The organism is Burkholderia sp. DN3021, assembly GCF_049805555.1.
GTDB classification, from domain to species: Bacteria; Pseudomonadota; Gammaproteobacteria; order Burkholderiales; family Burkholderiaceae; genus Burkholderia; species Burkholderia pyrrocinia_C.
The window spans coordinates 1-25,967 of record NZ_JBNCAB010000070.1 but is presented as its reverse complement, the minus strand read 5'-3'; the positions used below and the strand labels follow the sequence as shown (position 1 = coordinate 25,967).

At 66.9% G+C, this 25,967-nt stretch carries 20 protein-coding genes and 1 pseudogene; 11 read left to right on the top strand and 10 right to left on the bottom strand.

What is annotated here, in order from left to right:
* Positions 1–135: 135 nt before the first annotated feature.
* Positions 136–1,938: an alkaline phosphatase D family protein gene (locus ACPUER_RS27265; RefSeq protein ID WP_425132612.1), complete on the top strand. Its 1,803-nt coding sequence runs from the start codon at positions 136–138 to the stop codon at positions 1,936–1,938.
* Positions 1,939–2,039: 101 nt separating this feature from the next.
* On the opposite strand, the gene ACPUER_RS27260 is transcribed toward ACPUER_RS27265, so the two are convergent.
* The 4 genes from ACPUER_RS27260 to ACPUER_RS27245 form a co-directional block, all read right to left on the bottom strand.
* Positions 2,040–2,516: a DNA-deoxyinosine glycosylase gene (locus tag ACPUER_RS27260; RefSeq protein WP_425132611.1), complete on the bottom strand. Its 477-nt coding sequence runs from the start codon at positions 2,514–2,516 to the stop codon at positions 2,040–2,042.
* Positions 2,516–3,115 carry a chorismate--pyruvate lyase family protein gene (locus tag ACPUER_RS27255; protein ID WP_425132610.1) on the bottom strand — a complete coding sequence of 200 codons (600 nt, stop codon included), beginning with the start codon at positions 3,113–3,115 and terminating at the stop codon, positions 2,516–2,518. The genes ACPUER_RS27260 and ACPUER_RS27255 overlap by 1 nt, the downstream gene beginning before the upstream one ends.
* Before the next feature lie 8 nt (positions 3,116–3,123).
* The gene (htpG, locus tag ACPUER_RS27250) at positions 3,124–5,022 is read right to left on the bottom strand and encodes a molecular chaperone HtpG (RefSeq protein WP_175962837.1); all 1,899 of its coding nucleotides are present in this window, start codon (positions 5,020–5,022) and stop codon (positions 3,124–3,126) included.
* A 154-nt stretch (positions 5,023–5,176) separates the two neighbouring features.
* A complete protein-coding gene (locus tag ACPUER_RS27245) occupies positions 5,177–6,634 on the bottom strand; it encodes a PLP-dependent aminotransferase family protein (protein ID WP_072440824.1) in 1,458 nt (485 codons plus the stop codon).
* Between the two features lie 231 nt (positions 6,635–6,865).
* Here ACPUER_RS27245 and ACPUER_RS27240 point away from each other — a divergent pair, with 231 nt between their 5' ends.
* From ACPUER_RS27240 to ACPUER_RS27210, 7 genes are all read left to right on the top strand, one after another.
* Positions 6,866–7,558 carry a VOC family protein gene (locus ACPUER_RS27240; RefSeq protein WP_425132609.1) on the top strand — a complete coding sequence of 231 codons (693 nt, stop codon included), beginning with the start codon at positions 6,866–6,868 and terminating at the stop codon, positions 7,556–7,558.
* Between the two features lie 46 nt (positions 7,559–7,604).
* Positions 7,605–8,513 carry a DMT family transporter gene (locus ACPUER_RS27235; RefSeq protein ID WP_034184796.1) on the top strand — a complete coding sequence of 303 codons (909 nt, stop codon included), beginning with the start codon at positions 7,605–7,607 and terminating at the stop codon, positions 8,511–8,513.
* Positions 8,514–8,665: 152 nt separating this feature from the next.
* Positions 8,666–9,847, top strand: a complete 1,182-nt coding sequence (locus tag ACPUER_RS27230) for a PLP-dependent aminotransferase family protein (protein ID WP_175962834.1) — start codon at positions 8,666–8,668, stop codon at positions 9,845–9,847.
* Between the two features lie 44 nt (positions 9,848–9,891).
* Positions 9,892–10,350 (top strand): RidA family protein, encoded by a 459-nt coding sequence (locus ACPUER_RS27225; RefSeq protein ID WP_034208050.1) that lies wholly within the window; start codon positions 9,892–9,894, stop codon positions 10,348–10,350.
* Between the two features lie 13 nt (positions 10,351–10,363).
* Entirely contained in the window at positions 10,364–11,245 is an 882-nt protein-coding gene (locus ACPUER_RS27220; protein WP_425132608.1) for a PhzF family phenazine biosynthesis protein, read from the top strand.
* 217 nt (positions 11,246–11,462) lie between these two features.
* Positions 11,463–13,802 (top strand): bifunctional diguanylate cyclase/phosphodiesterase, encoded by a 2,340-nt coding sequence (locus tag ACPUER_RS27215; RefSeq protein ID WP_425132607.1) that lies wholly within the window; start codon positions 11,463–11,465, stop codon positions 13,800–13,802.
* Between the two features lie 211 nt (positions 13,803–14,013).
* Positions 14,014–15,219, top strand: a complete 1,206-nt coding sequence (locus ACPUER_RS27210) for a chromate transporter (RefSeq protein WP_425132606.1) — start codon at positions 14,014–14,016, stop codon at positions 15,217–15,219.
* 54 nt (positions 15,220–15,273) lie between these two features.
* Here ACPUER_RS27210 and ACPUER_RS27205 read toward each other — a convergent pair whose 3' ends face one another.
* On the bottom strand, positions 15,274–15,720 hold the full coding sequence (locus ACPUER_RS27205) for a multidrug/biocide efflux PACE transporter (RefSeq protein ID WP_072440835.1): 447 nt from the start codon (positions 15,718–15,720) through the stop codon (positions 15,274–15,276).
* Positions 15,721–15,832: 112 nt separating this feature from the next.
* On the opposite strand from ACPUER_RS27205, the gene ACPUER_RS27200 reads away from it, so the two are divergent.
* Complete coding sequence (locus ACPUER_RS27200) at positions 15,833–16,717, top strand: LysR family transcriptional regulator (RefSeq protein ID WP_425132605.1); 885 nt, start codon at positions 15,833–15,835, stop codon at positions 16,715–16,717.
* Positions 16,718–16,765: 48 nt separating this feature from the next.
* On the opposite strand, the gene ACPUER_RS27195 is transcribed toward ACPUER_RS27200, so the two are convergent.
* The 5 genes from ACPUER_RS27195 to ACPUER_RS27175 form a co-directional block, all read right to left on the bottom strand.
* Positions 16,766–17,224: a CopD family protein gene (locus tag ACPUER_RS27195; protein WP_047898700.1), complete on the bottom strand. Its 459-nt coding sequence runs from the start codon at positions 17,222–17,224 to the stop codon at positions 16,766–16,768.
* Between the two features lie 255 nt (positions 17,225–17,479).
* The gene (gene parC / locus ACPUER_RS27190; protein WP_425132604.1) at positions 17,480–19,813 is read right to left on the bottom strand and encodes a DNA topoisomerase IV subunit A; all 2,334 of its coding nucleotides are present in this window, start codon (positions 19,811–19,813) and stop codon (positions 17,480–17,482) included.
* 67 nt (positions 19,814–19,880) lie between these two features.
* Positions 19,881–21,863 carry a DNA topoisomerase IV subunit B gene (gene parE, locus ACPUER_RS27185; RefSeq protein ID WP_034184787.1) on the bottom strand — a complete coding sequence of 661 codons (1,983 nt, stop codon included), beginning with the start codon at positions 21,861–21,863 and terminating at the stop codon, positions 19,881–19,883.
* 241 nt (positions 21,864–22,104) lie between these two features.
* Positions 22,105–24,054 (bottom strand): ATP-binding cassette domain-containing protein, encoded by a 1,950-nt coding sequence (locus ACPUER_RS27180; RefSeq protein WP_425132603.1) that lies wholly within the window; start codon positions 24,052–24,054, stop codon positions 22,105–22,107.
* Between the two features lie 284 nt (positions 24,055–24,338).
* The gene (locus tag ACPUER_RS27175; RefSeq protein ID WP_175962826.1) at positions 24,339–24,743 is read right to left on the bottom strand and encodes a DUF4399 domain-containing protein; all 405 of its coding nucleotides are present in this window, start codon (positions 24,741–24,743) and stop codon (positions 24,339–24,341) included.
* 198 nt (positions 24,744–24,941) lie between these two features.
* Here ACPUER_RS27175 and ACPUER_RS27170 point away from each other — a divergent pair, with 198 nt between their 5' ends.
* Together ACPUER_RS27170 and ACPUER_RS27165 are read left to right on the top strand one after the other, a co-directional pair.
* Entirely contained in the window at positions 24,942–25,124 is a 183-nt protein-coding gene (locus tag ACPUER_RS27170) for a rubredoxin (RefSeq protein WP_175962825.1), read from the top strand.
* Between the two features lie 403 nt (positions 25,125–25,527).
* Positions 25,528–25,877: pseudogene (locus tag ACPUER_RS27165) on the top strand (transposase); the annotation flags it as partial.
* Positions 25,878–25,967 lie beyond the last annotated feature (90 nt).

Genomic DNA, 25,967 nt, shown 5'->3' with positions numbered 1-25,967 from the left:
CTCGTTTCGATTTCGCAACCGGCCGTTCGGCGCGGAGCAGTCGAACGGCACTGAAGGTTCGCGAGGCACGATCGCGTACTGCTGCATCGCGACGCGCCTCTCCTGGCATCCATAGTATGTCGATCGGGAGGATCGATGGATCGACGCCATTTCCTCAAGTCGTCGACCTTTTTCACGATTGCGGCAGCCACCGGTACGCTTGGCGTTCCGCGGTCGGTCCTGTCTGCCGGCACAGTGCGCAAAGGCCGGTATCGGTTCCCGCAGGGCATCGCCAGCGGTGATCCGCGCGATCGCTCCATCGTGTTCTGGACGCGATGCGTGCCAGTCTTCGAGGACGCGCGGCACCGCGCAAAAGGCGTCGCGCACACGATACCGTTACGGCTCGAAGTATCGACGCGGCCGGATTTCTCGACTCTCGTCGCCAGCGTACCGTTGAGGGCACGCGCCACCTATGATTTCACCGTGCGCGCGAAGGTCACGGAGCTCTCACCGAATATCACGTATCACTACCGGTTCGTCGCCGGCGACGACGCGAGTGCCAGCGGCGTCGCGCGCACGGCTCCGGATGCCCATGAGGCCAACGCCCGCGTTCGCTTCGCATGGCTCACCTGCCAGGACTGGAGCATCAATCACTGGCAAGCCATGAGCCTGCTGGCAGCCGAAAGCGATCTCGATTTCGTCGTGCATGTGGGCGATTACATCTATGAAACGGTTGGGGCCTCGAGACCAGGCTCGGTCGAGGCGGCGCATCCTCCGCTGCGCCTGCCTGACGGAAAGCCTCTCGCCGATGGCCGCGTGTATGCCGATACGCTCGAAGACTATCGGACGCTCTACCGCACCTATCGTACCGACCCGCGCTTGCAGACGCTGCACCGGCGCCTGCCGATGATCGCGATATGGGACGACCACGAGTTTTCCGACGACTGCTGGCAGGATCATCAGGTCTACACCAACGAGGAAAGGCAGGAGACGCAGCGTCGCCGCAACGCCAGTCGCGCATGGGCGGAGTACATGCCGGTGGACTGGAGCGACGTGCGCTTCGAACCGGACAATCCGTCGTACACCAACATTCGTATCTATCGCGAATTTCGCTTCGGCATGCTGATGCATCTCGTGATGACGGACGAGCGGCTGTATCGCGACGACCATGTCGTAAGCGAGGCGGCTGTCGCGCGCGTACACGGGCACGACCCGGTCAATGGCGATGACGCAGCCGGCTCGCGCTACTTCGTCAACCAGAATGTGCTGCAGCGCTTCGAGGCGCGGGATACCGCGCAGCTTGGTCGCGCGCCGTCGATGCTCGGCCCGGAGCAGACGCAATGGTGGAAGGCCACGCTAAAGGGTTCGCCTGCGACCTGGAAGGTGTGGGGCAACGAGGTGATGTTGAACCGTCTGTGGGCCGTGATGCCAGGCGCGCCGAAGACACCGGCAGCACGCCTCGTGGTCGATTGCGACGCATGGGACGGCTATCCGGCGCACAAACACGAACTGCTCTCATACTTGAACGAACAGGGGATCCGCAACGTCGTCGCGATCAGCGGGGACCTGCATGCGTTTCAGTGTGGCGTCGTGCGGGACGACCCCGACCCGGAAAAAGGTACGCCCGTGGCCGTCGATTTCGTCTGCGCAGGCATCAGCAGCGCGTCCTTCTATTCCTACCTGAAAGCCGCATGGAGCGGCACGCCGCTTGCGTCGCTGGCCGCCACCCCGGCCAAACTCGACACCTTCCTGATGACGAACAACCCCGATCTGCGCTACGCCGACCACGACGCACAGGGTTATGCGTCGGCCACCGTCACGCCGGAGCGTTTTTCCGTGGTGTTCAACAAGGTGAGGCCGTTGAACCCGGACGGCACCGCGCCCGCGGATGCCCTGCTCGACCGCACGCGGCTGACCGTGCCCAAGGACTCGGTCGAGGTACGCGTCGAGCGTTTCTAGCTTCACGCTTCAGCGAAGCGCGCATGCTCGCGCAGCGCATCGAAGTCATTCGAACGGGTTGAGGTTTGGGCTGATTTGACGCTCGGAGACCACCCATGCAATCAGGATTCGACTTCGCGCCAACGCAGCAGCTTTTGCTCGAACGAAAGCGAAGCATTTGCCGGGCTCGAAGACGGCAGAACGAGCGTTTCGTAACCGGCGGCGCCGATCACTTCAGCAAACCGCCCCGCCGTCTTGCCGTTGAAGCAGACCTTCTTCAGCAACGGCGCATGCTCACGCAATGAGTCGAAGTCGTTCGGCTTCGCATTCCGAATCGCCGAATCGAGACTGCCTTCGCGATGGCACGCGGCGAGCACGTCCCAGATGCCGATGCCGTGCTTCAGCACGCGTTCGAGCCGCGCATCGTAATCGAGCGCGTGCAGTTCCGGCTCACCCAGAACCGCCCCCAAAAGCCGCCAGAACTGGTTGCGCGGATGCGCGTAATACTGCGCGGCATCGAGCGATGCCTCGCCCGGAAAGCTGCCGAGGATCATCGTATGCGTATTCGGCCCGACCACCGGCCCGAAGCCCTGCAGCATCACGCGCCTCCGCCCTGGCCGCCCGAGCGCGGCCCGTCGCCATGCGCGTCGAGATGACGCCACAGCGCCGGCAGCATGCACTCGGTGACCATCAACGGTTTGCCGTGACGCTGGAACACCGAGCGCCGCGCCACGAACGCGTGCGGCGCTCGCGCGCCTGCGCCAAGCGCATGGCTCGCGAGCGCATACAGCGGATGGCCGGCGATCACGCGCCGGCTGACGAGCGCCGAGCGCTCGACCTGCGGATCGCTGTACAGCAGCTCCGCCAGCGGCCGCGTGCGCAGCCGCCGTATCGCCTGCCACACGCCCTTGCTTGCGGCGAGCGGCGCGATGCTGTGCGCGGCGACGTACGGCGTACCGTCGACCGACAGGAGCACCTCGCGCACCCACATCGGCGCGCGCGGCGAACTGGCGAGCGCGTCGGGCTCGTCGAACCACGGACAGTCGACGGCCTCGCGCGTCACGCGCACGTTCACGCGGCCGAGCCGCGCGAGATGCGCGGTCAGCGATCCGCCGCGCGTCAGCCAGTCGCGCTGGTCGAGCGTGCAGCCAGGCCGCGGCGTCTCGCGCCAGCCGGCCTGACCGCCGTCGAATCGCATGCGCGCGTTCACGCGGCGCGCGACAGCAGCAGCGCGTTGGTCCGCTTCACGAAGCTCGCCGGATCGTCGAGCATGCCGCCTTCTGCCAGCAGCGCCTGGTCGAACAGCAGATGGCACCAGTCGCCGAAATCGGCGCTGTCGGCGTTCAACTGCTTCACGAGCGCATGCTCGGGGTTGATCTCGAGGATCGGCTGCATCGCCGGCGCGTTCTGGCCGGCCGCCTTCAGCATCCGCTGCAGGTAGCCGCTCATGTCGTTGTCGTCCGCGACGAGGCACGACGGCGAATCGGTCAGGCGGAACGTGACGCGTACTTCCTTCACCCTGTCGCCGAGCGCTTCCTTCATCTTCTCGACGACGGGCTTGATCGCCTCGCCCGCTTGTTCCTGCGCCTTCTTCTCTTCGTCGTTCAGTTCGCCGAGATCGAGGTCGCCGCGCGCGACGCTCGCGAGCGGCTTGCCGTCGAACTCGTTGAGGAACGACAGCATCCATTCGTCGACGCGGTCGGTCAGCAGCAGCACCTCGACGCCCTTCTTGCGGAACACCTCGAGATGCGGGCTGTTCTTCGCGGCCTGCCACGTATCGGCCGTCACGTAGTAGATCTTGCTCTGCTCGGGCTTCATGCGCGACACGTAGTCGGCGAGCGACACGTCCTGCGCATCGGTGTCGCCGTGCGTCGACGCGAAGCGCAGCAGCTTCGCGATGCGCTCGCGGTTCGCGTGATCCTCGCCGAGGCCTTCCTTCAGCACCTGGCCGAACGCGCCCCAGAACGTCTTGTACTTTTCCTTGCCGGCATCCTCTTCCGCGTTCGCGAGCTCTTCGAGCATCGACAGCGCGCGCTTCGTCACGCCTTCGCGGATCGCCTTCACGTCGCGGCTTTCCTGCAGGATCTCGCGCGACACGTTCAGCGGCAGGTCGGCCGAATCGACGACGCCCTTCACGAAGCGCAGGTATTGCGGCAGCAGTTGCTCGGCGTCGTCCATGATGAACACGCGCTTCACGTACAGCTTCAGGCCGCCGCGATAGTCGCGGTTCCACAGGTCGAACGGCGCGTGCGACGGCACGAACAGCAGTTGCGTGTATTCGCTGCGGCCCTCGACGCGGTTGTGCGTCCACGCGAGCGGATCCTGGTGGTCGTGCGCGACGTGCTGGTAGAACTGCGTGTACTGCTCGTCGGTGATGTCGCTCTTCGAACGCGTCCACAGCGCGCTCGCCTGGTTGACGGTCTCGTCCTCGTCCTTCAGGACCATCCCGCCCTTTTCCTGATCCCATTCTTCCTTCTGCATCAGGATCGGCAGCGCGATGTGGTCGGAGTACTTCTGGATGATCGACTTCAGGCGGTGCGACGACAGCAGCTCGTCCTCGCCTTCGCGCAGATGCAGCGTGATCGTCGTGCCGCGCTGCGCGCGCTCGATCGCGTCGATCGTGAAATCGCCCTCGCCCGCGCTTTCCCAGCGCACGGCTTCGTTCGCCGGCAGGCCCGCGCGGCGCGTCTCGACGGTGATCTTGTCCGCGACGATGAAGCCCGAGTAGAAGCCGACGCCGAACTGGCCGATCAGCGCCGCGTCCTTCTGCTGGTCGCCGGACAGTTTCGTGAAGAATTCCTTGGTGCCCGAACGCGCGATCGTGCCGAGGTTCGCGATCGCCTCGTCGCGGCTCATGCCGATGCCGTTGTCGTCGATCGTGATCGTGCGCGCGGCCTTGTCGTAGCCGATGCGGATGCGCAGGTTCGGATCGTTCTCGTACAGCGCGTTGTCCGCGAGCCCCTCGAAACGCAGCTTGTCGGCCGCGTCGGACGCGTTCGACACCAGTTCGCGCAGGAAGATTTCCTTGTTGCTGTAGAGCGAATGGATCATCAGGTGGAGGAGTTGCTTGACCTCTGCCTGAAAGCTCATCGTTTCATGTGCCATGGATATTGTTTCCTCTTACTTGAACTTGAATGGTGTGGCGCAGGCGGCCGGCGCGCGATGCCGCGAGGCCCGCGCACGGACGACCGCCCGGCGCCGGCGGTTCGCGCGCCTATCTGGGGGTGGTGCGCCCGATTTCAAGGGCCGGCGCGCCGCGTCACGACGCGCGCCGCACCGCCGAATCGATGTAGCGCGCGAGAAACCCCGGCAACGCCGGATCGCCGCAGTTCGCGACGTTGAAGCGTGTCCACGTCGACGGCGACTGCTGCGGCGAAAACAGGCTGCCGGGCGTCAGCAGGAACCCCTCTTCGTGCGCGGCGGCCGCGAGCGCGTCCGAATCGACCCCCGTGTCGGCCCACAGGAACATCCCGGCCGCCGGCATCGCGAAGAGCCCCAGCCCGGTGCGCTCGAGCATCCGCGCGGTCTTGTCGCGCACGCCGTCGAGCCGCGCGCGCAGCCGCTCGACATGGCGCCGGTAATGCCCCTCGGTCAGGATCTTGTAAAGCACGCGCTCGTTGAGCTCGGGCGTCGTCATCCCGACCAGCATCTTCTGGTCGGTGACCGCCTTCGCGATTTCCGGCGCGCACGCGACGTAGCCGACCCGCAGGTTCGCCGCGAGCGTCTTCGAATAGCTGCCGAGGTAGATCACGCGCTTCAGCTGGTCGAGGCTCGCGAGCCGCGTGGCCGGATAGCTCGGCGGGCACAGGTCGCCGTACACGTCGTCCTCGACGACGAGGAAGTCGTACGCCTCCGCGAGCTTCAGGATCCGGAATGCCTGCGCGGCCGACAGCGACGTGCCGGTCGGGTTCTGCAGCACCGAGTTGATCACGAGCATCTTCGGCCGCCACATCTGCACGAGCGTCTCGAGCGCGTCGAGATCGGGGCCGTCCGGCGTGTACGGCATCCCGACGAGCTGCGCGCCCTGCGACGCGAAGCGGCCGAACATCTGGAACCACGCGGGATCGCCGACGATCACCGCGTCGCCCGGCCGCACGTAGATCCGCGAAATCAGGTCGATCGCCTGGGTGATCCCCGATACCAGCACGAGCTGGTCGGGCGTCGCGCCGATCTCGACTTCGGCAAGGCGCGTCTGCAGTTGCTGGCGCAGCGGCAGGAAACCCTGCGCGGTGCCGAAGCCGAGCATCTGCGCGCCGGACTGGCGCCCGAGCGCGCGCAGCGCGCCGGTGATCAGCTCGCCGTCGAGCCAGCGGCCCGGCAGGTAGCCGAGACCGGGCCCCTTTTCCGGGCTGACGGTGTGCAGCATGTTGCGCAGCAGCCAGACGACGTCGATCGTGTTGTGCACGGGCGCGGCTTCGGATACGCGCGCCACGTTGTCGACCGGCTGCGGGCCGGCCGTGCGCTCGCGCACGTAGAAGCCGGAGCCGCGCCGCGAGTCGAGGTAGCCCTGCGCGACGAGGCGCTCGTACGCCTCGACGACGGTAAAGCGCGACACGCTCTTGTCGAGCGCGAGCTTGCGGATCGACGGCATCCGCATGCCGGGACGGAACACGCGCTCGTCGATGCGCCGCCGGGCCCACTGGACCAGCTGGTCGACGAGCGTGAGCGTGGCCGTATCGTGCGGCACGGGAATCTGGGCGAGTGGAACGGTGGACATGGGGCGGCAACTCCAACTGTACCGAAGGCTATCGCGCCGATTGTACCGTTACTGTGCCGGTGCCGACGATTACAGTTGACCGCGATGGCGACCGTGCGGCCGCCGTTCCGGCCCCGCCGCACCTGGAGCCGCGCCGGCCGGCCTGATCCGCGGCCCGTGCGCCGGCCGGTCCGGCAACCGCCCGGCGCAACGCCCGCCTACCATGACACTTTCGCTCCCCGACCGACGTTCATGCCAGCCCGTTCCCTGACACTCGACCATCTCGTGATCGCCGCGCGCACGCTCGACGAAGGCGTGCGCCATGTCGCCGACGCGCTCGGCATCGAACCGGCCGGCGGCGGCCGCCACCCGCTGATGCGGACCCACAATGCGCTGTTCGGCGCATGGGGCGGGCTCTACCTCGAAGTGATCGCGATCGACCCCGATGCGCCCGCCCCGGATGACGGTGCAGAGCCGCCGCGCGCGCGGCTGTTCGGGCTCGACGATCCGGCGATGCACGCCCGGCTCGCGCAGGGCCCGTTCCTCGCGCACTGGGTTGCGCGCGTCGACCGCCCGCGCCAGCTCGTGCTGTGGCAGAGCCAGTACCCAGCCCGCATCCCGCCCGTCGTCGCGATGCGGCGCGGCGACCTGAGCTGGGGCCTCACGGTGCCCGACGACGGCACGTTCCCCGCATGGCAGGGTGCGGGCGACGGCCTCGTGCCGTCGCTGATCCAGTGGGACAGCCCGCACCACCCGGCCGAATCGCTGCCGGACGACGGCGTCGCGCTGAAGGCGCTCAAGGGTATCCACCCGCGTGCGGACGCGATCCGCGAGCAGCTCGACTGGCTCGGCGCCGCCCACCTGCTCGACCTGGAAACCGGCGACGGCCCGCCCGCGCTGGTCGCCGAATTCGATACGCCGCAGGGCGCACGCACGCTGCGCTGAAAGCCCGTCCATTACAACCACCCTGCAATTCGGAGACACCTTCGACATGAATTCGCGCGAAACCCGGGGCATGCTGCTCGGCCTGATCGGCGTGATGATCTTCAGCCTGACGCTGCCGATGACGCGCATCGTCGTGTCCGAACTCAATCCGCTGCTCAACGGGCTCGGCCGCGCGCTCGCCGCCGCCGTGCCGGCTGGCCTGCTGCTGTGGTGGCGCCGCGAGCCGCTGCCGACGCGCGCGCAGCTGAAAAGCCTCGCGATCACGTCGGCCGGCGTGATCATCGCGTATCCGGTGTTCTCCGCGTGGGCGATGAAATCCGTGCCGGCCTCGCACGGCGCGGTCGTCAACGGGCTGCAGCCGCTGTTCGTCGCGTTGTATGCCGCATGGCTGTCGCACGAGCGGCCGTCGAAGGCGTTCTGGGCCAGCGCGGTGGCCGGCAGCGCGCTCGTGATCGCGTTCGCGCTGCGCGACGGCGGCGGCACCGTACAGGCCGGCGACGCGCTGATGCTCGTCGCGGTCGGCATCGGCGCGCTCGGCTATGCGGAAGGCGCGCGCCTCGCGCGCCAGATCGGCGGCTGGCAGGTGATCTGCTGGGCGCTCGTCGTGTCCGCGCCGTTCCTCGTGCTGCCGGTCGGCTGGCTCGCGTGGCTGCAGCATGCCGCGCATCCGGGCCCGCTCGCGCTGCGCACGTGGCTCGCGTTCGGCTACGTGACCCTTTTTTCGCAGTTCATCGGCTTCTTCGCGTGGTACGCGGGGCTCGCGATGGGCGGCATCGCGCGCGTCGGCCAGGTGCAGCTGCTGCAGATTTTCTTCACGATTGCATTTTCCGCGCTGCTGTTCGGCGAAACGGTCACGCCGTCGACGTGGCTGTTCGCGGCCGCCGTGATCGCCACCGTGGTGCTCGGGCGCCGCTCGGCGGTCGCCACCGCCGCGCAACCGGCTCGCGCCGGCTGAACAGGTGCGCCATAATGGCTGTTTTGCCTGATCGGTTTTGCCCACCCAGCCGCGAAGGCTCGACCGCGCTCGCGCATGCCTACCCGGAAGCGTCGAAGCGATCCGCCCGAACGACCTTTCTTGACTGACCACGATATCCGAACGAGGAGACTATGAATCCGAGCGACCTGCATCCGCCGCACTGGCAGCTTTCCGAACGCGCCCGCAAGCTGACGAGCTCTGCGATCCGCGAGATCCTGAAGGTCACGGAACGCCCCGAGGTCATCTCGTTCGCCGGCGGCCTGCCCGCCCCCGCGACGTTCCCGGCCGAGCGCATGCGCGCTGCCGCCGACCGCGTGCTGCGCGACGCGCCGGCCGCCGCGCTCCAGTACAGCGCGACCGAAGGCTACCTGCCGCTGCGCGAGTGGATCGCCGAGCGCTACAGCGTGCGCGTGTCGCAGGTGCTGATCACGACCGGCTCGCAGCAGGCGCTCGACCTGCTCGGCAAGGCGCTCGTCGATCCGGGCAGCCCGATCCTCGTCGAAACGCCGACCTACCTCGGCGCGCTGCAATCGTTCTCGCTGTACGAGCCGCGCTACGTGCAGGTGCCGACCGACGAGCAGGGCCTGCTGCCGGAAGGCCTCACGCCCGAACTCACGCAAGGCGCGCGCCTCCTGTACGCGCAGCCGAACTTCCAGAACCCGACCGGCCGCCGCCTGCCCGTCGAGCGCCGCCGCGCGCTCGCCGCGTTCGCGCAGTCGAGCCCGTTCCCGGTGCTGGAAGACGATCCGTACGGCGCGCTGAACTACCGCGGCGAGCCGCTGCCGACGATGCTGTCGATGGCGCCCGACCACGTCGTGCATCTCGGCACGTTCTCGAAGGTGCTCGCACCGGGCCTGCGGATCGGCTACATCATTGCCCCCGAGGAACTCCACTTCAAGCTGGTGCAGGCCAAGCAGGCCACCGACCTGCACACGCCGACCCTGACGCAGCGCATCGCGCACGAAGTGATCAAGGACGGCTTCCTCGACGAACACATCCCGACGATCCGCGAACTGTACAGCGCGCAATGCGACGCGATGCTCGGCGCGCTCGCGCGCCACATGCCGGAAGGCGTCACGTGGAACCGCCCGGAAGGCGGGATGTTCATCTGGGTGAACCTGCCCGCGCAGATCGACAGCATGAAGCTGCTCGCCGCGGCCGTCGACAACCATGTCGCCTTCGTGCCGGGCGCGCCGTTCTTCGCGAACGACGCGCAGCAGAACACGCTGCGCCTGTCGTTCGTCACGGTGCCGCCCGAGAAGATCGAGGAAGGCGTAGCTCGCCTCGGCAAGCTGCTGCGCGAGCGCCTCTGATCCCACCCTTTTCCTGTCACGACTCTCTACGAGGAATCGAACGCATGGCTAACGTCTACGACAAACTGAAGTCGCTCGGCATCGAGCTCCCGACCGCCGGCGCACCGGCCGCCGCCTACGTGATGAGCGCGCAAAGCGGCAACACGGTCTACCTGTCGGGCCACATCGCGAAGAAGGACGGCAAGGTCTGGGCCGGCAAGCTCGGCGCGGATCTGCAGACGGAAGACGGCAAGGCGGCCGCACGCTCGATCGCGATCGACCTGCTCGCGACGCTGCACGCGCACACCGGCGACCTGAACAAGGTCACGCGCATCGTCAAGCTGATGAGCCTCGTCAACTCGACGCTCGACTTCACCGAACAGCACATCGTGACGAACGGCGCGTCGGAGCTGATCGCCGAAGTGTTCGGCGATGCGGGCAAGCACGCACGCTCGGCCTTCGGCGTCGCGCAGATCCCGCTCGGCGCGTGCGTCGAGATCGAGCTGATCGCCGAAGTCGCGTAACGGGCGCAGCGCGATGCCCGGTCATCTCGTCCGCTTCAAGCAGGTCGACGTCTTCACGTCGGTGCCGTTCAAGGGCAACCCGCTCGCCGTGGTGTTCGACGCCGATTCGCTCGGCGACGACGACATGCTCGCGATCGCCCGCTGGACCAACCTGTCGGAGACGACGTTCGTCTGCACGCCGACCGATCCGGAAGCCGACTACCGCGTACGGATCTTCACGCCGGGCGGCGAACTGCCGTTCGCCGGCCACCCGACGCTCGGCACCGCGCACGCGTTCCTCGAAAGCGGCGCGCGGCCGCGCACGCCGGGCCGGCTGATCCAGCAGTGCGGGGTCGGCCGGGTCGCGCTGCGCGAGCAGGCCGACGGCTGGGCGTTCGCCGCGCCGCCGGCACGCGTCACGCCGCTCGACCGTTCGGACTACGCGGCGCTGACTGCCGCGTTGCGCAGCGACGCGATCGACCTGGATGCGCAGCCGTGCGCGGTCGACAACGGCGCGCCGTGGCTGGTCGTGCGGCTGACGTCGGCCGCCGCATGCATCGGCCTGTCGCCCGATCCGGCCGCGCTGGAAGCGATCACGCACCGCTACGGCACGCACGGCCTCGCGGTCTATGCGCCGCACGCCGACGGCGGCCCCGCCACGTTCGAAATCCGCTGCCTGATGACGGGCGGCGGCTTCGGCGTCGGCGAGGACCCTGTCACGGGCAGCGCCAACGCCGCGCTGGCCGGGCTGCTGACGCGGCAGGAACGCCGCCCCGGCAGGTCGTATACGGCCCGCCAGGGCACGGCGATCGGCCGCGACGGCCGCATCTTCGTCAGCTACGACGAGGACGGCACGACGTGGATCGGCGGCCACACCGTCACGGTCGTCGACGGCACGTTCCGGTCGCCTGACTGACATTTCGCGATGTGCCATGGCGCCGGCCCGTCCGGCGCCCCTCCGATTCGCCCAGCTATCGCAAAAACCCTCCAGCCAGTAATATCGGGCCTAATCCGTTGTTTCGGAGGTCTGTCGATGGTTGCGCATCCCGCGAACGAACAGACGCCGGGGCGACCCGAACCATAGCCGGCCATCCCGACGGATGGCGCACGCGAGCAGGACGCCACCCTCTTCGATGAGCTCCGCCCGGTCCAACCCTACGCCGCCTACCCGGCCGCTGCGCGCGCCGCGCAAATCGCGCCGGCGTGCGCTATTCGCGATCCCGCTGCTCGGGATACTGGCGCTTGCGCTGCTGTGGGCCGTGATCATCGCGCGTCTGTCGGTCGAGAAGGACAGCGCGTACAAGGAAGCCGCGGCGTCCGCGGCGATCCTGTCCTCCGCGCTCGAGCAGCATACGGTCAAGGCGATCCACCAGGTCGACCAGATCACCCGCTTCGTCAAGTTCGAGTTCGAGAAGTCGCCCGCGCGCTTCAATCTCGCGAGCACCGTCGAGAAAGGCGTCGTGCCGAGCGACACGCTGATCCAGGTGTCGCTCGTCAATGCCAGGGGCATCCTGTTCGCGAACACCGCCGAAATCCATCCGCAGCCGATCAACCTGTCCGATCGCGAGCACTTCAAGGTCCACCTCGCGCACAACGACGACCGCCTCTATATCAGCAAGCCCGTGCTCGGCCGCGTGTCGAGCCACTGGACGCTGCAGATGACGCGGCGCCTGAACAACCCGGACGGCAGCTTCGCGGGCATCGTCGTCGTGTCGGAAGACCCGAGCTATTTCACGAACGACTTCTACAACAACGCGGCGATCGGCAAGGAAGGCGTGATCGCGGTCGTGTCCGACACGGGCGGCGTGCTCGCGCGGCGCACGGGCTCGCTCAGCAAGGCGCCGGGCGCGTTTTCGGCATCGGGCGTCTACCCGATCGCCGAGCGCGTGACGGGCACGATCATCGACCCGATCGACGGCGTGACGCGCATCGTGTCGTACCGCCACCTCGACGGCTACCCGCTCGCGGTGATGGTCGGGCTGTCGCAGACCGAGGAATTCGCGGATTACTACCACACGCGCAACGTCTACCTGCTGATGACGAGCTTCATCACGCTCGCGATGCTCGCGTTCTTCGGCGTCGCGACGGGCCTGATCGGCAAGCTGCTCGGCCGCGAGCGCGAGATGACGCAGCTCGCGGAATTCGACCTGCTCACCGGCCTCGCGAACCGCTATGCGACGCTGCGCGGGCTGCGCAACGACGTGTCGATGCCGACGAGCCTGTCGCGGCTCGGCCTGCTGTTCATCGATCTCGACAACTTCAAGACCGTCAACGACACGCTCGGCCACAACGCCGGCGACATCGTGCTGCAGATGACCGCGGCGCGCCTGTCCGATGCGGTCGGCGACGAAGGCTCGCTCGCGCGCATCGGCGGCGACGAGTTCGTCGTCGTGATGAAGGGCGACGACGTCGAGCGGCGCGCGGTGCGGCTCGCGGAAGCGATCATCCGGATGTTCGGCGAACCGTTCGACGTGCGCGGCAGTTCGTTCGTGCTGCATGCGAGCATCGGCATCGCGCTGCACTCCGTCGCGAACGAGAGCGAGATCGATCTGCTGAAGAAGGCCGACCTCGCGATGTACAGCGCGAAGGACGCCGGCAAGAACTGCTACCAGTTCTATGCGCCGCACCTGTCGCACCGTGCCGACCACCTGATGCGCTGGGAACAGCAATTGCGCGTCGCGCTCGCCGAAGGGCAACTGTTCCTCGCATACCAGCCGAAAATCGACCTCACGCACCGCTACATCACCGGCTTCGAGGCGCTCGCGCGCTGGGACCACCCCGAGCACGGGATCATTTCCGCGAACGAATTCATTTCGATCGCCGAATCGACGGGCCTGATCGTGCCGATCGGCGACTTCGTGATCCGCACCGCGTGCGAGCAGATCGCGCGCTGGCGCGACGAGGGCCACGACACGCTGACGCTCGCGGTCAACATCTCGCCCGTGCAGTTCTGGCGCGGCGACCTGATCGAGACGATCTCGAGCACGCTGCAGGAAACCGGCATCGACGCGAACCGGCTCGAACTCGAGATCACCGAAACCGCGATGATGGAATATCCGGAACTCGTGTCCGAGAAGATCGTCGCGCTGAAGAAGCTCGGCATCCGGATCGCACTCGACGATTTCGGCACCGGCTATTCGTCGCTGTCGTACCTGCACCGCTTCTCCGTCGACACGCTGAAGGTCGACCGCTCGTTCGTGCAGGCGATCCCGAACGATCGCAGCGTGTGCGTGATGGTGTCGTCGATCGTGCATCTCGCGCGCTCGCTCGGCCTGACCGTCGTCGTCGAAGGCACGGAAACCGAGGAGCAGATCACGTGGCTGTCCGCGCTCGGCGAGATCGAGGCGCAGGGCTTCCTGTTCTCCCGCCCGGTGCCGGCCGACGCGATTCCCGCGCTGATCGCGCGCTTCGGCGTGCGCGGCGACCATCCGAACGTCATCGCGCACCGCGCGACGGGCAGCACCGGCGCCTGAGTGCACCGCGGCTGCGGCTGCACAGCCGTGGCACTCGTTGCGCGCTGCCACAATTATTTCGTTTTCCGATCTTATTCTTCAGTTTATTAATTAGCGTTTCCGCGCATGGCAGTGTCGCGATGCGCGGCGGACAATCGGGAGGGCCAACGTATCGGCGGGCCGCCGTCAGCGTCTATACGCGCGAGATCTGGCCTGCGCCAACACCACAACCATGACAACCGTCGAAGTCGAAGTGACCGCTCGTGTCGAAGAGGCGCCGGCATCCCTATGGACCTTGTTCAAGGTCGTCGCCGGCATTTCGGCGATCTCGTGGGGCGGGCTTTCGATGATGGCGCAACTCGAACGCCACTACGTGGAACGGCTGCAGCGCATCGAACCGCACGTATTCGGCGATCTCGTCGCGCTCGCGTGGCTCGTGCCGGGCCCCGTCGGCTGCAACGTTGCGGTGCAGGTCGGCCAGACGCTGCACGGTCGCGCCGGCGCATGGGTCGCCGGCCTCGCGAGCGTGCTGCCGTTTTCCATCCTGATGACGCTGTTCGCGATCTTCTATCGCACGCCGCTCGTGCGCTCGCTTGCCGCGCCGATGCTGATCAATCACTTCGGGATGGTGCTCGCCGCGCTGATCGGCATCACGTGGGTCAAGCAGTTGCGCATGCTCGCGCGCACGCGGCTCGAACAGGCGATCGCCGCGCTGTCGACGATTCTGCTCGCGTTCGCGCATAGTCCGGCCGCTTTCGTCGGGATTCTTTTCGCTGCGTTTGCAGCGGGCTGGCTGACCGGGCCGACGCAACGCGACGCGGTCGATTTCACGCTGTCGAAACGCGACCGCAACCTGCTCGTGCTGCTCGGCGTGCTCGTCGCGTTGTTCGCCGTGCCGCTGCCAGGCGATTACCAGGAGCAACTGCTGTGGCCGCGCCTCGCGGGCGCCGGCATGACGCTGTTCGGCGGCGGCTTCTCCGCGCTGCCGGTGCTCAAGACGCTGTTCGTCTCGCCGGCCACGGGCATCTCCGATCACGACTTCACGCTGGCGTTCGCGCTGTCCCCCGTGGCGCCGGGGCCGCTGCTGAACGTCGTGCCGTTTCTCGGCTACCTGACCGACGGCTGGGTCGGCGCGCTGCTCGCCACGGCCGCGCTGTTCATTCCGTCGGGTTGTCTCGTCGTGTTTGCTCAGAACCACCTGTCCCGGCTCAAGCGCCATTCGCGCTTCGAGCACGGGATGCGCCTGCTGCGCGCGGCGACGACGGGCTTTCTCGTCGTCGCCGTCGTGAAGATTCTGCATCGCGAGCCGGCCGACCCGATTTACTGGCTGACGGGCGCGTTCGCGACGCTGTGCTTCACGCGCCTCAGGGTGCCCGTCTATGCCGTCTACGGCGCGGTCGCGGTTGTCTGCGGCGTGTGGTTGTGGGCCGTGCGCTGACGGGCGGCCGTCACGCTACCGGACTCGACCGGCACTCACCGGCACCAGGCGACTTCACCCCGCCTGCACCGCGACCCGGCGTGCCATCCAGCGGGCGCGCAGCGCGTCGTACGCGAGGTTGAAGCAGAACGTGTACGGCAGGAAGAACAGCACGATGCCGAGGTCGAGCAGCAGCGCCTCGACGAGGCTCACGTTCAGCCACCACGCGGCAACGGGCACCACCATCGCGACGAGGCCGAGCTCGAAGACGACCGCGTGCGCGATCCGCATGCCGAGCGTGCGCGACAGCCCCGCGCGCCGTTCGAAGCGGTCGAACAGCGTGTTGAAGGTCATGTTCCACGCCATCGCGATCAGCGACACCATCACCGTCAGCACACCGACGTGCGATACCGGCATATCGAGCAGCCACGCGCCGATCGGCGCGCACAGCGCGATCGCGACCAGCTCGAACGTCAGCGCATGCAGCAGCCGTTCCGTCACCGTTTTGTTCATCTGTTTCATGGTTCCCTCCGATTCGTTACGTCATTCATATCGGTCATTTTGATCGGCGTAACCGTATGAATCCAGTTTGATATCATCGGTTTTACCGATACAACAAAGCCTGGAGCGCCACATGCGCCACGCCCCCGAAGCCCTGCTCGCATTCGTCGAAGCCGCGCTGCTCGGCTCGTTCACGGCCGCCGCGCGCAAGCTCGGCAAGCGCCAGTCGACCGTGTCGGAGGCGATCGCGAACCTCGAGATCGATCTCGGCGTGCAGTTGTTCGACCGCTCGACGCGCGCACCGACGCTGACCGACGCCGGGCGCGCGCTGCTGCCGCAGGTGCAGCGCACACTCGAGGCCGGCGCGGCGATCGACCGCACGGCCGCGCGGCTCGCACAGGGCGAAGAAGCACGGCTGACGCTCGTCGTGTCCGATACGTACCAGTCGAAGCGCTACGAGGAAACGTTGATGGCGCTCGAACGGCGCTTTCCGGCGCTCGAGCTCGAATGCCAGATCGCCGAGCACGAAGACGTGCTCGACCTGATCCAGCAGGGTCGCGCGCAGCTCGGGCTGATGGCCGCGCGCGCTGCCTACCCGGCCGATATCGGCGCGGCGACGGTGGCGGAGGAATCGGAGATCGGGCTGTTCGTCGGGCGCACGCATGCGCTTGCGGAATACGGCGATACGGAAGTGCCGCACGCGGCGCTGCGCGACGTGCGCGAACTGCGCCTCAACACCTATGTGAAAACGGAAGGCCGCAGCGCCGACGACCGGATCGTCGTCGGCACGCAGCACTGGCTGGCGCCGAGCTACCTGATGCTGCTGGAGATGGCGGTGCTGGGGTTCGGCTGGGCCGAGCTGCCGCGCTGGATGGTCGACCACTTCGCGCGCGATCGCCTGTGCGAACTGCGCGCACGCGGCTGGCCGCGCCGTGTGCGGGTGGATGCGGTATGGTCGCGCAACCGCCCGCTCGGCCCGGCCGGCTCCTGGCTGCTCGACGCGATGCTGGCCGCGTAGCGGCGCATGCCGGCGCGCCCGCGGTTGGCGCCGGCATGCGCCTGAAGATCAGAAGCCGCGCGACAGCACGGCCGCACCGACTGTGACGACACCGAGCACGAGATTGACGACGACGAGCAGGCGCACCGCGTTCACCGCGCGCGCGCCGTCCGGCCAGTTCTGCGCCTGCACCGCGCGGCGGATGCGCGGAAACAGCGCGAAGCGGATGTGCCCGAAGATCAGCATCATCACGACGCCGAGCCCGGCCATCGCGTGCAGCGACCACGTCGCGTGCGCGCCGCCGAACTCCACGAGCAGGAAGCCGCCGGACAGCAGGATCACGATCACGGAACCCGCCACCCAGTTGAAGAAGCGGCCGAACACGCCTTCGATCAGCGGCAACCGGAGCTGCGGCGACAGGTCGGACAATGCCGGACGCAGGCAGAAGTTCGCGAAGACCATCCCGCCCACCCACACGGCAACGGCCAGCAGATGAAGAAACAGCGCGACGGCAACAGCGTGGGACATGGCGGCAATCCTGTGATGGGGTGGGTGCTGCGAACGGCCGCGTCGCACGCGGCATCGAACGTCGTTCGACCGGCCTGTCGCCGCGCGGTTCAGGCCCCAGGCGCGATTTCACAATATTTTGCAAGTTCCGCGTGACAGCGCCACGCTTGCTTACCCGAATCACCCGAATCCGCGGTCCCAAAGAAAAGGCCGCACGTCCGCCGAAGCGGAAGTGCGGCCTTCGATCGCGGCCGAACCGGACGATCGCGCGCGGCGTCAGCCGAGCAGCGGACGCAGCTCGTTGACGACCTTGAGCTTCGTGTCCGGCGCGCGGCCCTTGCGTGCGCGCTTGCCGATATGCGGCGCGAGCCCCGCATACGACAGCGTGTCGTCCTGCGCCTTGCCGCCGCGGCCCGTGCCGATCAGCACGACGCCCGCCGGATCGATCGCGAGCGCCTGCACGAGCGTTTCCTTGTCGTCGAGCGCCATCAGGATCACGCCGCGGCCACCGCCGGACAGCGTCTTCATCTCGTCCATCCCGAACACGAGCAGGCGGCCGCCGCTCGACAGGCACGCGACCTGCGTCGCGTTCGGCAGCACGGGCATCGGCGCGAGCGGCACCGCGCCCGCTGCTACGCCCGTATCGATCGTCATGAACGACTTGCCGGCCTTCACGCGGCTCACCATGTCGCCGACCTTCGCCAGGAAGCCGAAGCCGTTGCTCGATGCGAGCAGCAGTTGCTGGTCGGCCGGCGCCGCATAGTAGTGCATCAGGTGCGAACCCGATTCGAGCTCGATCAGCGACGTGACCGGCACGCCGTCACCGCGCCCGCCCGGCAGCACCGACACGTCGACCGAATACACGCGGCCGCTGCTGCCCCATGCGATCAGGCGATCGGGCGTGCGGCACTGGAACGCCGCATACAGATGGTCGCCGGCCTTGAACGTGAAGCCTGCCGGGTCGATCCCGTGGCCCTTCAGCGCGCGTACCCAGCCCTTCTGCGACACGACGACCGTCACCGGCTCGTCGACCACCTTCGCCTCGAACGTCGCGCGCTTTTCCTGCTGGATCAGCGTGCGGCGCTCGTCGCCGTACTGCTTCGCGTCGGCCTCGATCTCCTTGATCATCAGCCGCTTCATCGCGCTTTCGTTCGCAAGCAGTTCCTCGAGCTTCGCCTTCTCGTCGCGCAGCGCTTCGAGTTCCTTCTCGATCTTGATCTTCTCGAGCCGCGCGAGCTGGCGCAGCCGGATTTCGAGAATGTCCTCGGCCTGCCGCTCGGAGAGGCCGAACGCGCTCATCAGCGCAGCCTTCGGCTCGTCCGACTCGCGGATGATGCGGATCACCTCGTCGATGTTCAGGAAGACGATCATCCGCCCTTCGAGGATATGGATGCGGTCGTCGACCTTCGCGAGACGATGGCGCGTGCGCCGCGTCATCGTCAGCTGGCGGAACTTCACCCATTCGTCGAGGATCGTCAGCAGGCCCTTCTGGCCCGGCCGGCCGTCGGCGCCGATCATCACGAGGTTCAGCGTCGCGTTCGATTCGAGGCTCGTGTACGCGAGCAGCGTGTTCACGAATTCCGTCTGGTCGATCGTGCGCGACTTCGGCTCGAACACGAGCCGCACCGCCGCTTCCTTGCCCGACTCGTCGCGCACCGCGTCGAGCAGGTCGAGCATCGCCTTCTTCGTGTTGAGCTGTTCGGGCGTCAGCGTCTTCTTGCCGAGCTTGAGCTTCGGGTTGGTCAGTTCCTCGATTTCCTCGAGCACCTTCTGGCCCGACGTGCTCGGCGGCAGCTCGGTGACGACGAGCTGCCACTGGCCGCGCGCGAGATCCTCGATCTTCCAGCGCGCGCGCACCTTCAGGCTGCCGCGGCCCGTTTCGTAGGCCGCCGCGATTTCCGTGTCGCTCGAAATGATCTGGCCGCCGCCCGGGAAATCCGGGCCGGGGATCAGGTTCATCAGCTCCGCGTGCGAAAGCTTCGGATTGCGGATCAGTGCAACCGCCGCGGCCGCCACTTCGCGCAGGTTGTGCGACGGGATTTCCGTCGCGAGGCCGACCGCGATGCCCGACGCGCCGTTCAGCAACACGAACGGCATGCGGCTCGGCAGCGTCTTCGGTTCGTCGAACGAGCCGTCGTAGTTCGGCATGAAGTCGACCGTGCCCTGGTCGATCTCGTCGAGCAGCAGCTTCGCGATCGGCGTGAGCCGCGCTTCGGTGTAACGCATTGCCGCCGCGCCGTCGCCGTCGCGCGAGCCGAAGTTGCCCTGCCCGTCGATCAGCGGGTAGCGCAGCGAGAAATCCTGCGCGAGACGCACGAGCGCGTCGTATGCCGACTGGTCGCCGTGCGGGTGGTATTTACCAAGCACGTCGCCGACCACGCGCGCCGACTTCACCGGCTTCGCGTCCGGGCCGAGGCCCATTTCGTTCATCGCGAACAGAATCCGGCGCTGCACCGGCTTCTGGCCGTCGCACACGTCGGGCAGCGCGCGGCTCTTCACGACGCTGACCGCGTAGCTGAGATACGCCTGCTCCGCGTAGTTGCCGAGCGTCAGCGCGTCGCTCTCGGGCGCGTCGGGGCTGGCAAAGAGATCGGAAGTGTTGTCGTCCATCTGAATTCCGTATTCGTAAGTGGCGTGAGGCCGGGCCGGGCGTCATGCCCGGCCGCGCGCAGGGGGCTTAGATATCCGCTTCGACGTCGTTGCCCTTTTCCTCGAGCCAGCCGCGCCGCGCGGCTGCCTCGCCCTTGCCCATCAGCATCGTCATCCGCGCGACGGTCGCGTCGAAGTCGAGCTCGCCGAGCTTGATCGGCATCAGGCGGCGCGTGTCGGGATTCATCGTCGTGTCCCAAAGCTGCTCGGCGCTCATTTCGCCGAGACCCTTGAAGCGGCTGATGCTCCACTGCGTCTCGCGCGCGCCGTCCTTGCGCAGCTTGTCGAGGATCGCTTCCAGCTCGCCGTCGTCGAGCGCATAGAGCTTCTGCGCGGGCTTCTTGCCGCGCGCGGGCGCGTCGACGCGGAACAGCGGCGGCCGTGCGACATACACGTGGCCGCGCTCGATCAGTTGCGGGAAATGCTTGAAGAACAGCGTGAGCAGCAGCACCTGGATGTGCGAGCCGTCGACGTCCGCGTCCGACAGGATGCAGATCTTGCCGTAGCGCAGGTTCGACAGGTCGATGGTGTCGTCCGGGCTGTGCGGATCGACGCCGATCGCAACCGAGATGTCGTGCACTTCGTTGTTCGCGAACAGGCGGTCGCGCTCGGTTTCCCAGGTATTCAGCACCTTGCCGCGCAGCGGCAGGATTGCCTGGTACTCCTTGTCGCGGCCCATCTTCGCGGAGCCGCCCGCCGAATCGCCCTCGACGAGGAACAGCTCGTTGCGCTCGATATCCTCGGTCTCGCAGTCGGTCAGCTTGCCGGGCAGCACCGCGACGCCCGAGCTCTTGCGCTTCTCGACCTTCTGGCCCGCGCGCGTGCGCGCCTGCGCCTGCTTGATCACGAGTTCGGCAAGCTTCTTGCCGTGCTCGACGTGCTGGTTCAGCCACAGTTCGAGCGCGGGGCGCGAGAACGACGACACGAGCTTCACCGCGTCGCGGCTGTTCAGGCGTTCCTTGATCTGCCCCTGGAACTGCGGATCGAGCACCTTCGCGGACAGCACGAACGACACGCGCGCGAACACGTCTTCGGCGAGCAGCTTCACGCCCTTCGGCTGCAGATTGTGCAGCTCGACGAAGCTTTTCACCGCCTGATAGAGACCGTCGCGCAGCCCCGATTCGTGGGTGCCGCCTGCCGGCGTCGGGATCAGGTTCACGTACGACTCGCGCACGAGCGAGCCTTCCTCGCTCCAGGCAACGACCCACGACGCACCCTCGCCCTCGGCGAACGTATCGTCGCCCGAACGCGAATCGGCGAAACGCTCGCCTTCGAACAGCGGGATCAGCAGTTCGCTGCCGTTCATCTCGTCGAGCAGGTAGCCGCGCAGGCCGTCCTCGTACTTCCACGTCTGGCGCTCGCCGGTCTTTTCGTTGACGAGCACGACCTCGACGCCCGGCAGCAGCACGGCCTTCGAGCGCAGCAGGCGCTGCAGTTCGCCGAGCGGCAGGTTCGGCGAATCGAAGTACTTCGGATTCGGCCACACCTGCACGCGCGTGCCGGATTTCTTCTCGCCCCGGCCCGCGCCCTGCGTCGCCAGCGGCTTCACGACGTCGCCGTCGGCAAAGCCGAGTTCGGCGATCTTGCCGTCGCGCCAGACCGTCACGTCGAGGCGCGTCGCGAGCGCGTTCGTCACCGACACGCCGACGCCGTGCAGGCCGCCCGAGAACGTATACGCGCCGCCCGCGGCCTTGTCGAACTTGCCGCCCGCATGCAGGCGCGTGAACACGATCTCGACGACCGGCACGCCTTCTTCGGGGTGCATGCCGAACGGGATGCCGCGGCCGTCGTCCTCGACCGACACCGACTGGTCGGTGTGCAGCGTGACCGTGATCTGCTTGCCGTAGCCGCCGAGTGCCTCGTCGGACGCGTTGTCGATGACTTCCTGGATGATGTGCAGCGGATTCTCGGTACGGGTGTACATGCCGGGCCGCTGCTTGACCGGCTCGAGACCCTTGAGCACCTTGATCGATGCTTCGCTATAGGCCGCGCTGGGTTTCTTCGTTGACATAGGCGCTGAATTTCGTCATTCATCGGGACGTTGTCCACACCTCGTGTGGATAACGTCGTGGACAAAACATTGAGTTCCGTAAAAAAGCGAATCGAAACAACGGTGTGCTTGGACTGCTCCGAAAGCGGGCGCGCGGCGTGCTGCGCTACCCGGGACGCGCGGTATTTTACTGGTTCCGCGTGGCATGCCAATCGCGAGATCATCGCGCGGCCATCGCCGGCCGCGCGGCGCGCGACGCGCGTTATGCCGGCTTGCGCTTCGCCTCGAGCGTTTCCCACCGTTCGAGCGCGGCGAGCAATTCGTCGTCGATCGCCGCGAACCGCTCGGTCAGGCGCGTGCCTTCCTGCGGATCCTTCGCGAAAATCGAGCCGTCCTCGAGTTGCGCATTGATCGTCTTCTGCTCTTCTTCGAGAGCGGCGATCTTCTCCGGCAGCGAATCGAGTTCGCGCTGCTCGTTGAACGACAGCTTCACCGTGCGCTGCGCATTGCGGCCCGCGGCGCTCTTCGCCGGCTCTTCCTTGACGGGCGCCGCTTCCTTGACCGCGCGCTTCGCGGCTTCCTGCTGCGCGAGCTGCTCCGAGCGCTCGCTCTGGATCTGCCAGTCGGTGAAGCCGCCGACGTATTCGCGCCACTTGCCGTCGCCTTCGGCCGCGATCACCGACGTCACGACGTTGTCGAGGAACGCGCGATCGTGGCTGACGAGCAGCACCGTGCCGTCGTAGTCGGCCAGCAACTCTTCGAGCAGTTCGAGCGTCGGGATGTCGAGGTCGTTGGTCGGTTCGTCGAGCACCAGCACGTTGGCCGGACGCGCGAACAGGCGCGCGAGCAGCAGCCGGTTGCGCTCGCCGCCCGACAGCGACTTCACCGGCGAACGCGCGCGCTCCGGCGCGAACAGGAAGTCGCCGAGATAGCTCATCACGTGCTTGCGCACGCCGCCGATCTCGACCCATTCGCTGCCGGGGCTGATGGTATCCGCGAGGCTCTTCTCCTGGTCGAGCTGCGCGCGCATCTGGTCGAAATACGCGACCTGAAGGTTCGTGCCGGTGCGCACCGTGCCTTCGTCGGGCTTCAGCTCGCCGAGGATCAGCTTGAGCAGCGTAGTCTTGCCCGCGCCGTTCGGGCCGACGAAGCCGATCTTGTCGCCGCGCATGACCGTCGTCGAGAAGCGGTCGACGACCGTACGGCCGCCGTAGCGCTTCGTCACGTCGGTCAGCTCCGCGACGATCTTGCCGGACTTCTCGCCCTGCGCGACGTCGAGCCTTACGTTGCCCTGCGAATTGCGGCGCTCCGCGCGCTCGTGACGCATCTGCTCGAGCCGCGCGATGCGGCCCACGCTGCGCGTGCGGCGCGCCTCGACGCCCTTGCGGATCCACACCTCTTCCTGCGCGAGCAGCTTGTCGAACTTCTCGTTTTCCACGCGCTCGACTTCGAGCTGCTGCGCCTTGCGGGTCTGGTACGCGGAGAAATTGCCCGGGTACGACAGCAGCCGGCCGCGGTCGAGCTCGACGATGCGCGTCGCGACGCGGTCGAGGAACGCGCGATCGTGCGTGATGAACAGCAGGCCCGCGCGCTGCGCGACGAGCAGCTCTTCCAGCCAGCGGATGCCGTCGAAGTCGAGGTGGTTGGTCGGTTCGTCGAGCAGCAGCACGTCGGGCTGCAGCACCAGCGCGCGCGCCAGCGCGACGCGCTTCTGCATCCCGCCCGACAGCGCGTCGACGCTCGCGTCGCCGTCCGGCAGGCCGATCTGCGCGAGCGTCATCGACACGCGCGTGCGCCAGCTCCATGCGTCGTGCGCGTCGAGCGACGATTGCAGCGCGTTCATCCGCGCGAGCAGCGCATCGTGCTCGGCGCCTTCCGGTATATCCGCGAGGCGGTGCGCGATCGAATCGTATTCTTCGAGCAGTTCGCGCGTGTGCGTGAGCCCCGACGCGACCGCATCGAACACCGTCGCGCCCGGCTCGAATTCAGGCTCCTGCGGCACGTAGACGGTCACCAGTTCCTGCTGGCGCGTGACCAGCCCGTCGTCGGGCTTCGCGAGGCCGGCGACGATCTTCAGCAGCGACGACTTGCCCGCGCCGTTGCGGCCGATCAGGCCGACGCGCTCGCCGGCTTCCAGCGAGAAATCCGCGTGATCGAGCAACGCGACGTGACCGAACGCGAGCTGCGCGCCGGTAATGGAATAGAGCGACATGGGGAGACGGCGGAGAGAGAGGAATCGGAAGCGCCCATTGTACCGGTCGCGGACGCCGCCACCGGTATGGCCGGACGGACTAGCCCTGCAAGCGGCACTCGAACCGCGTCGACGCGGTGCGATGGAGCGTCGCCATGTATGGCTTGCGGCCGGTTTCCGGTACCGGATGCCGGCCGCGGATTGCGCGCGACCAGGTGAACGGGCAAATGCCGGCCCGATGCCCGCGGCCGGTCGGCCGGCCATCCCGCGCATGGCGCATCGGGCGCCCGCGCAGGATGCTGCGGTTACTTCACGTTGACCGTGGTAGTCGAACTCATTTCGGGACCGTACGAACGGTGCGCACCGTCGCCGAGCTGCAGCGTCAGCGTGTGCGGGCCGGGCGGCAGCTTCACATCGGTTTCGGTCTGGCCCTTGCCGAAATGCAGAGAATGGTCGGACGCCGGGATCACGTCGCCCTTCGGCACCGGCTTGCCGTCGATCAGCAGGTGATGGTGGCCCGTATTCGGCGTCATGTCGCCGGCCGGCTTGAGCGCCACGCCTTCGAGACCGAACTTCACGTGCACGGGGCTGGACACCGTCGCGCCGTCCTGCGGCTCGACAAAGAACACGCGTGCTTCGGCGCGCGCGAGCGTCGACACGGCCAGCGCCGCGACACAAACCGCACCCGCGATCCACTTTCTGTTGAGCATCGTTACCTCCTTCAGATTGACAGGCCCACGAAGCATACACTGCAAGCCCGCCGCACGTGATGACACCCATTGTTCGCGATGCGTACGTTTAAAACGACGTTGCGCAGGCGTTCGGCGAAATTCCGGTAACATTGCGCCTTTCGTCCGCCGGCGAGGCTGCGGACGGCATTACCGAGCTTTCATTATCCCGAGCGCTACATGAGCGAAATAACCGAATACCAGAGCTGGGTCTGCCTGATTTGCGGGTGGGTCTACAACGAAGCGGAAGGGCTGCCCGACGAGGGCATCGCGCCCGGCACCCGTTTTGCCGACATTCCCGCCGACTGGCGGTGCCCGCTGTGCGACGTGGGCAAGGAAGATTTCGTCGTCGTCGATTTCTGATCGCGGCTGACCGCGCGATACGCGCGTCGGCGTGCAATCCGCCCGCCGATGCGCCGCGCGTTTGCTATACTCTGCGCGCTGTCCACATCGCCGTCCGGTTCGCGTTTTTCGCGCGATCGCCCGGACATGGCTCTCCCCGTAGTTCAGGGGATGGAATGACGAGCGCATGACTTGTCCAGCAAGGCTCCTGCCCTCTGCTGTAGCAAATCTGTAGCACGCAAAAAGCCCGCTCGCAGCGGGCTTTTTGCTTCTGAGCGCCTACCCGCAAGCCTGATTGCAAAGTTGCTTACAGCCGTCGACGAATTCAGTGGCGCCCTTCCCCTCAGGTGTTGGAAGCAGGTAACAAATTCACCAGTCTTCAACAAGTGCCGCCCGTCGGAAGCCATGATCCAGAGCCCTTGCACTCCTTGGTCATTCCACGGTCATACACCACCGCGCTGAGCGAATAGACACCGCCTTGCAAGGCTTCGCGCAAAGCCTGCGTGATCTGGCTTTCGCTGAATTGCCAGTACCGAACGTCGCGCACAGACGCTGCAGGTGAAACTGCCTGTCATCCACAGCGGTGAGCCGCTGCACCTGGTCGTCGACAGCACGGACGCGAAGGTCTACGGCGAAGGCGAATGGAAAGTTCGCCAGCATGGCTACTCGAAGCGTCGCACCTGGCGCAAGGTCCATCTCGCACTCGACGCGAACACCGGACAGTTGCGTGCGGCGCGCATGACGCATCAGGATGTCGCGGATGGTGAAGTACTGTATGCGGTCTTTTAACAACGCCCCTCAGCGGTTGAGGGCGGCAGGCATTCTCCAAGGCATGAGATCGGCATAGTCGTCGGCAGTTGCAGC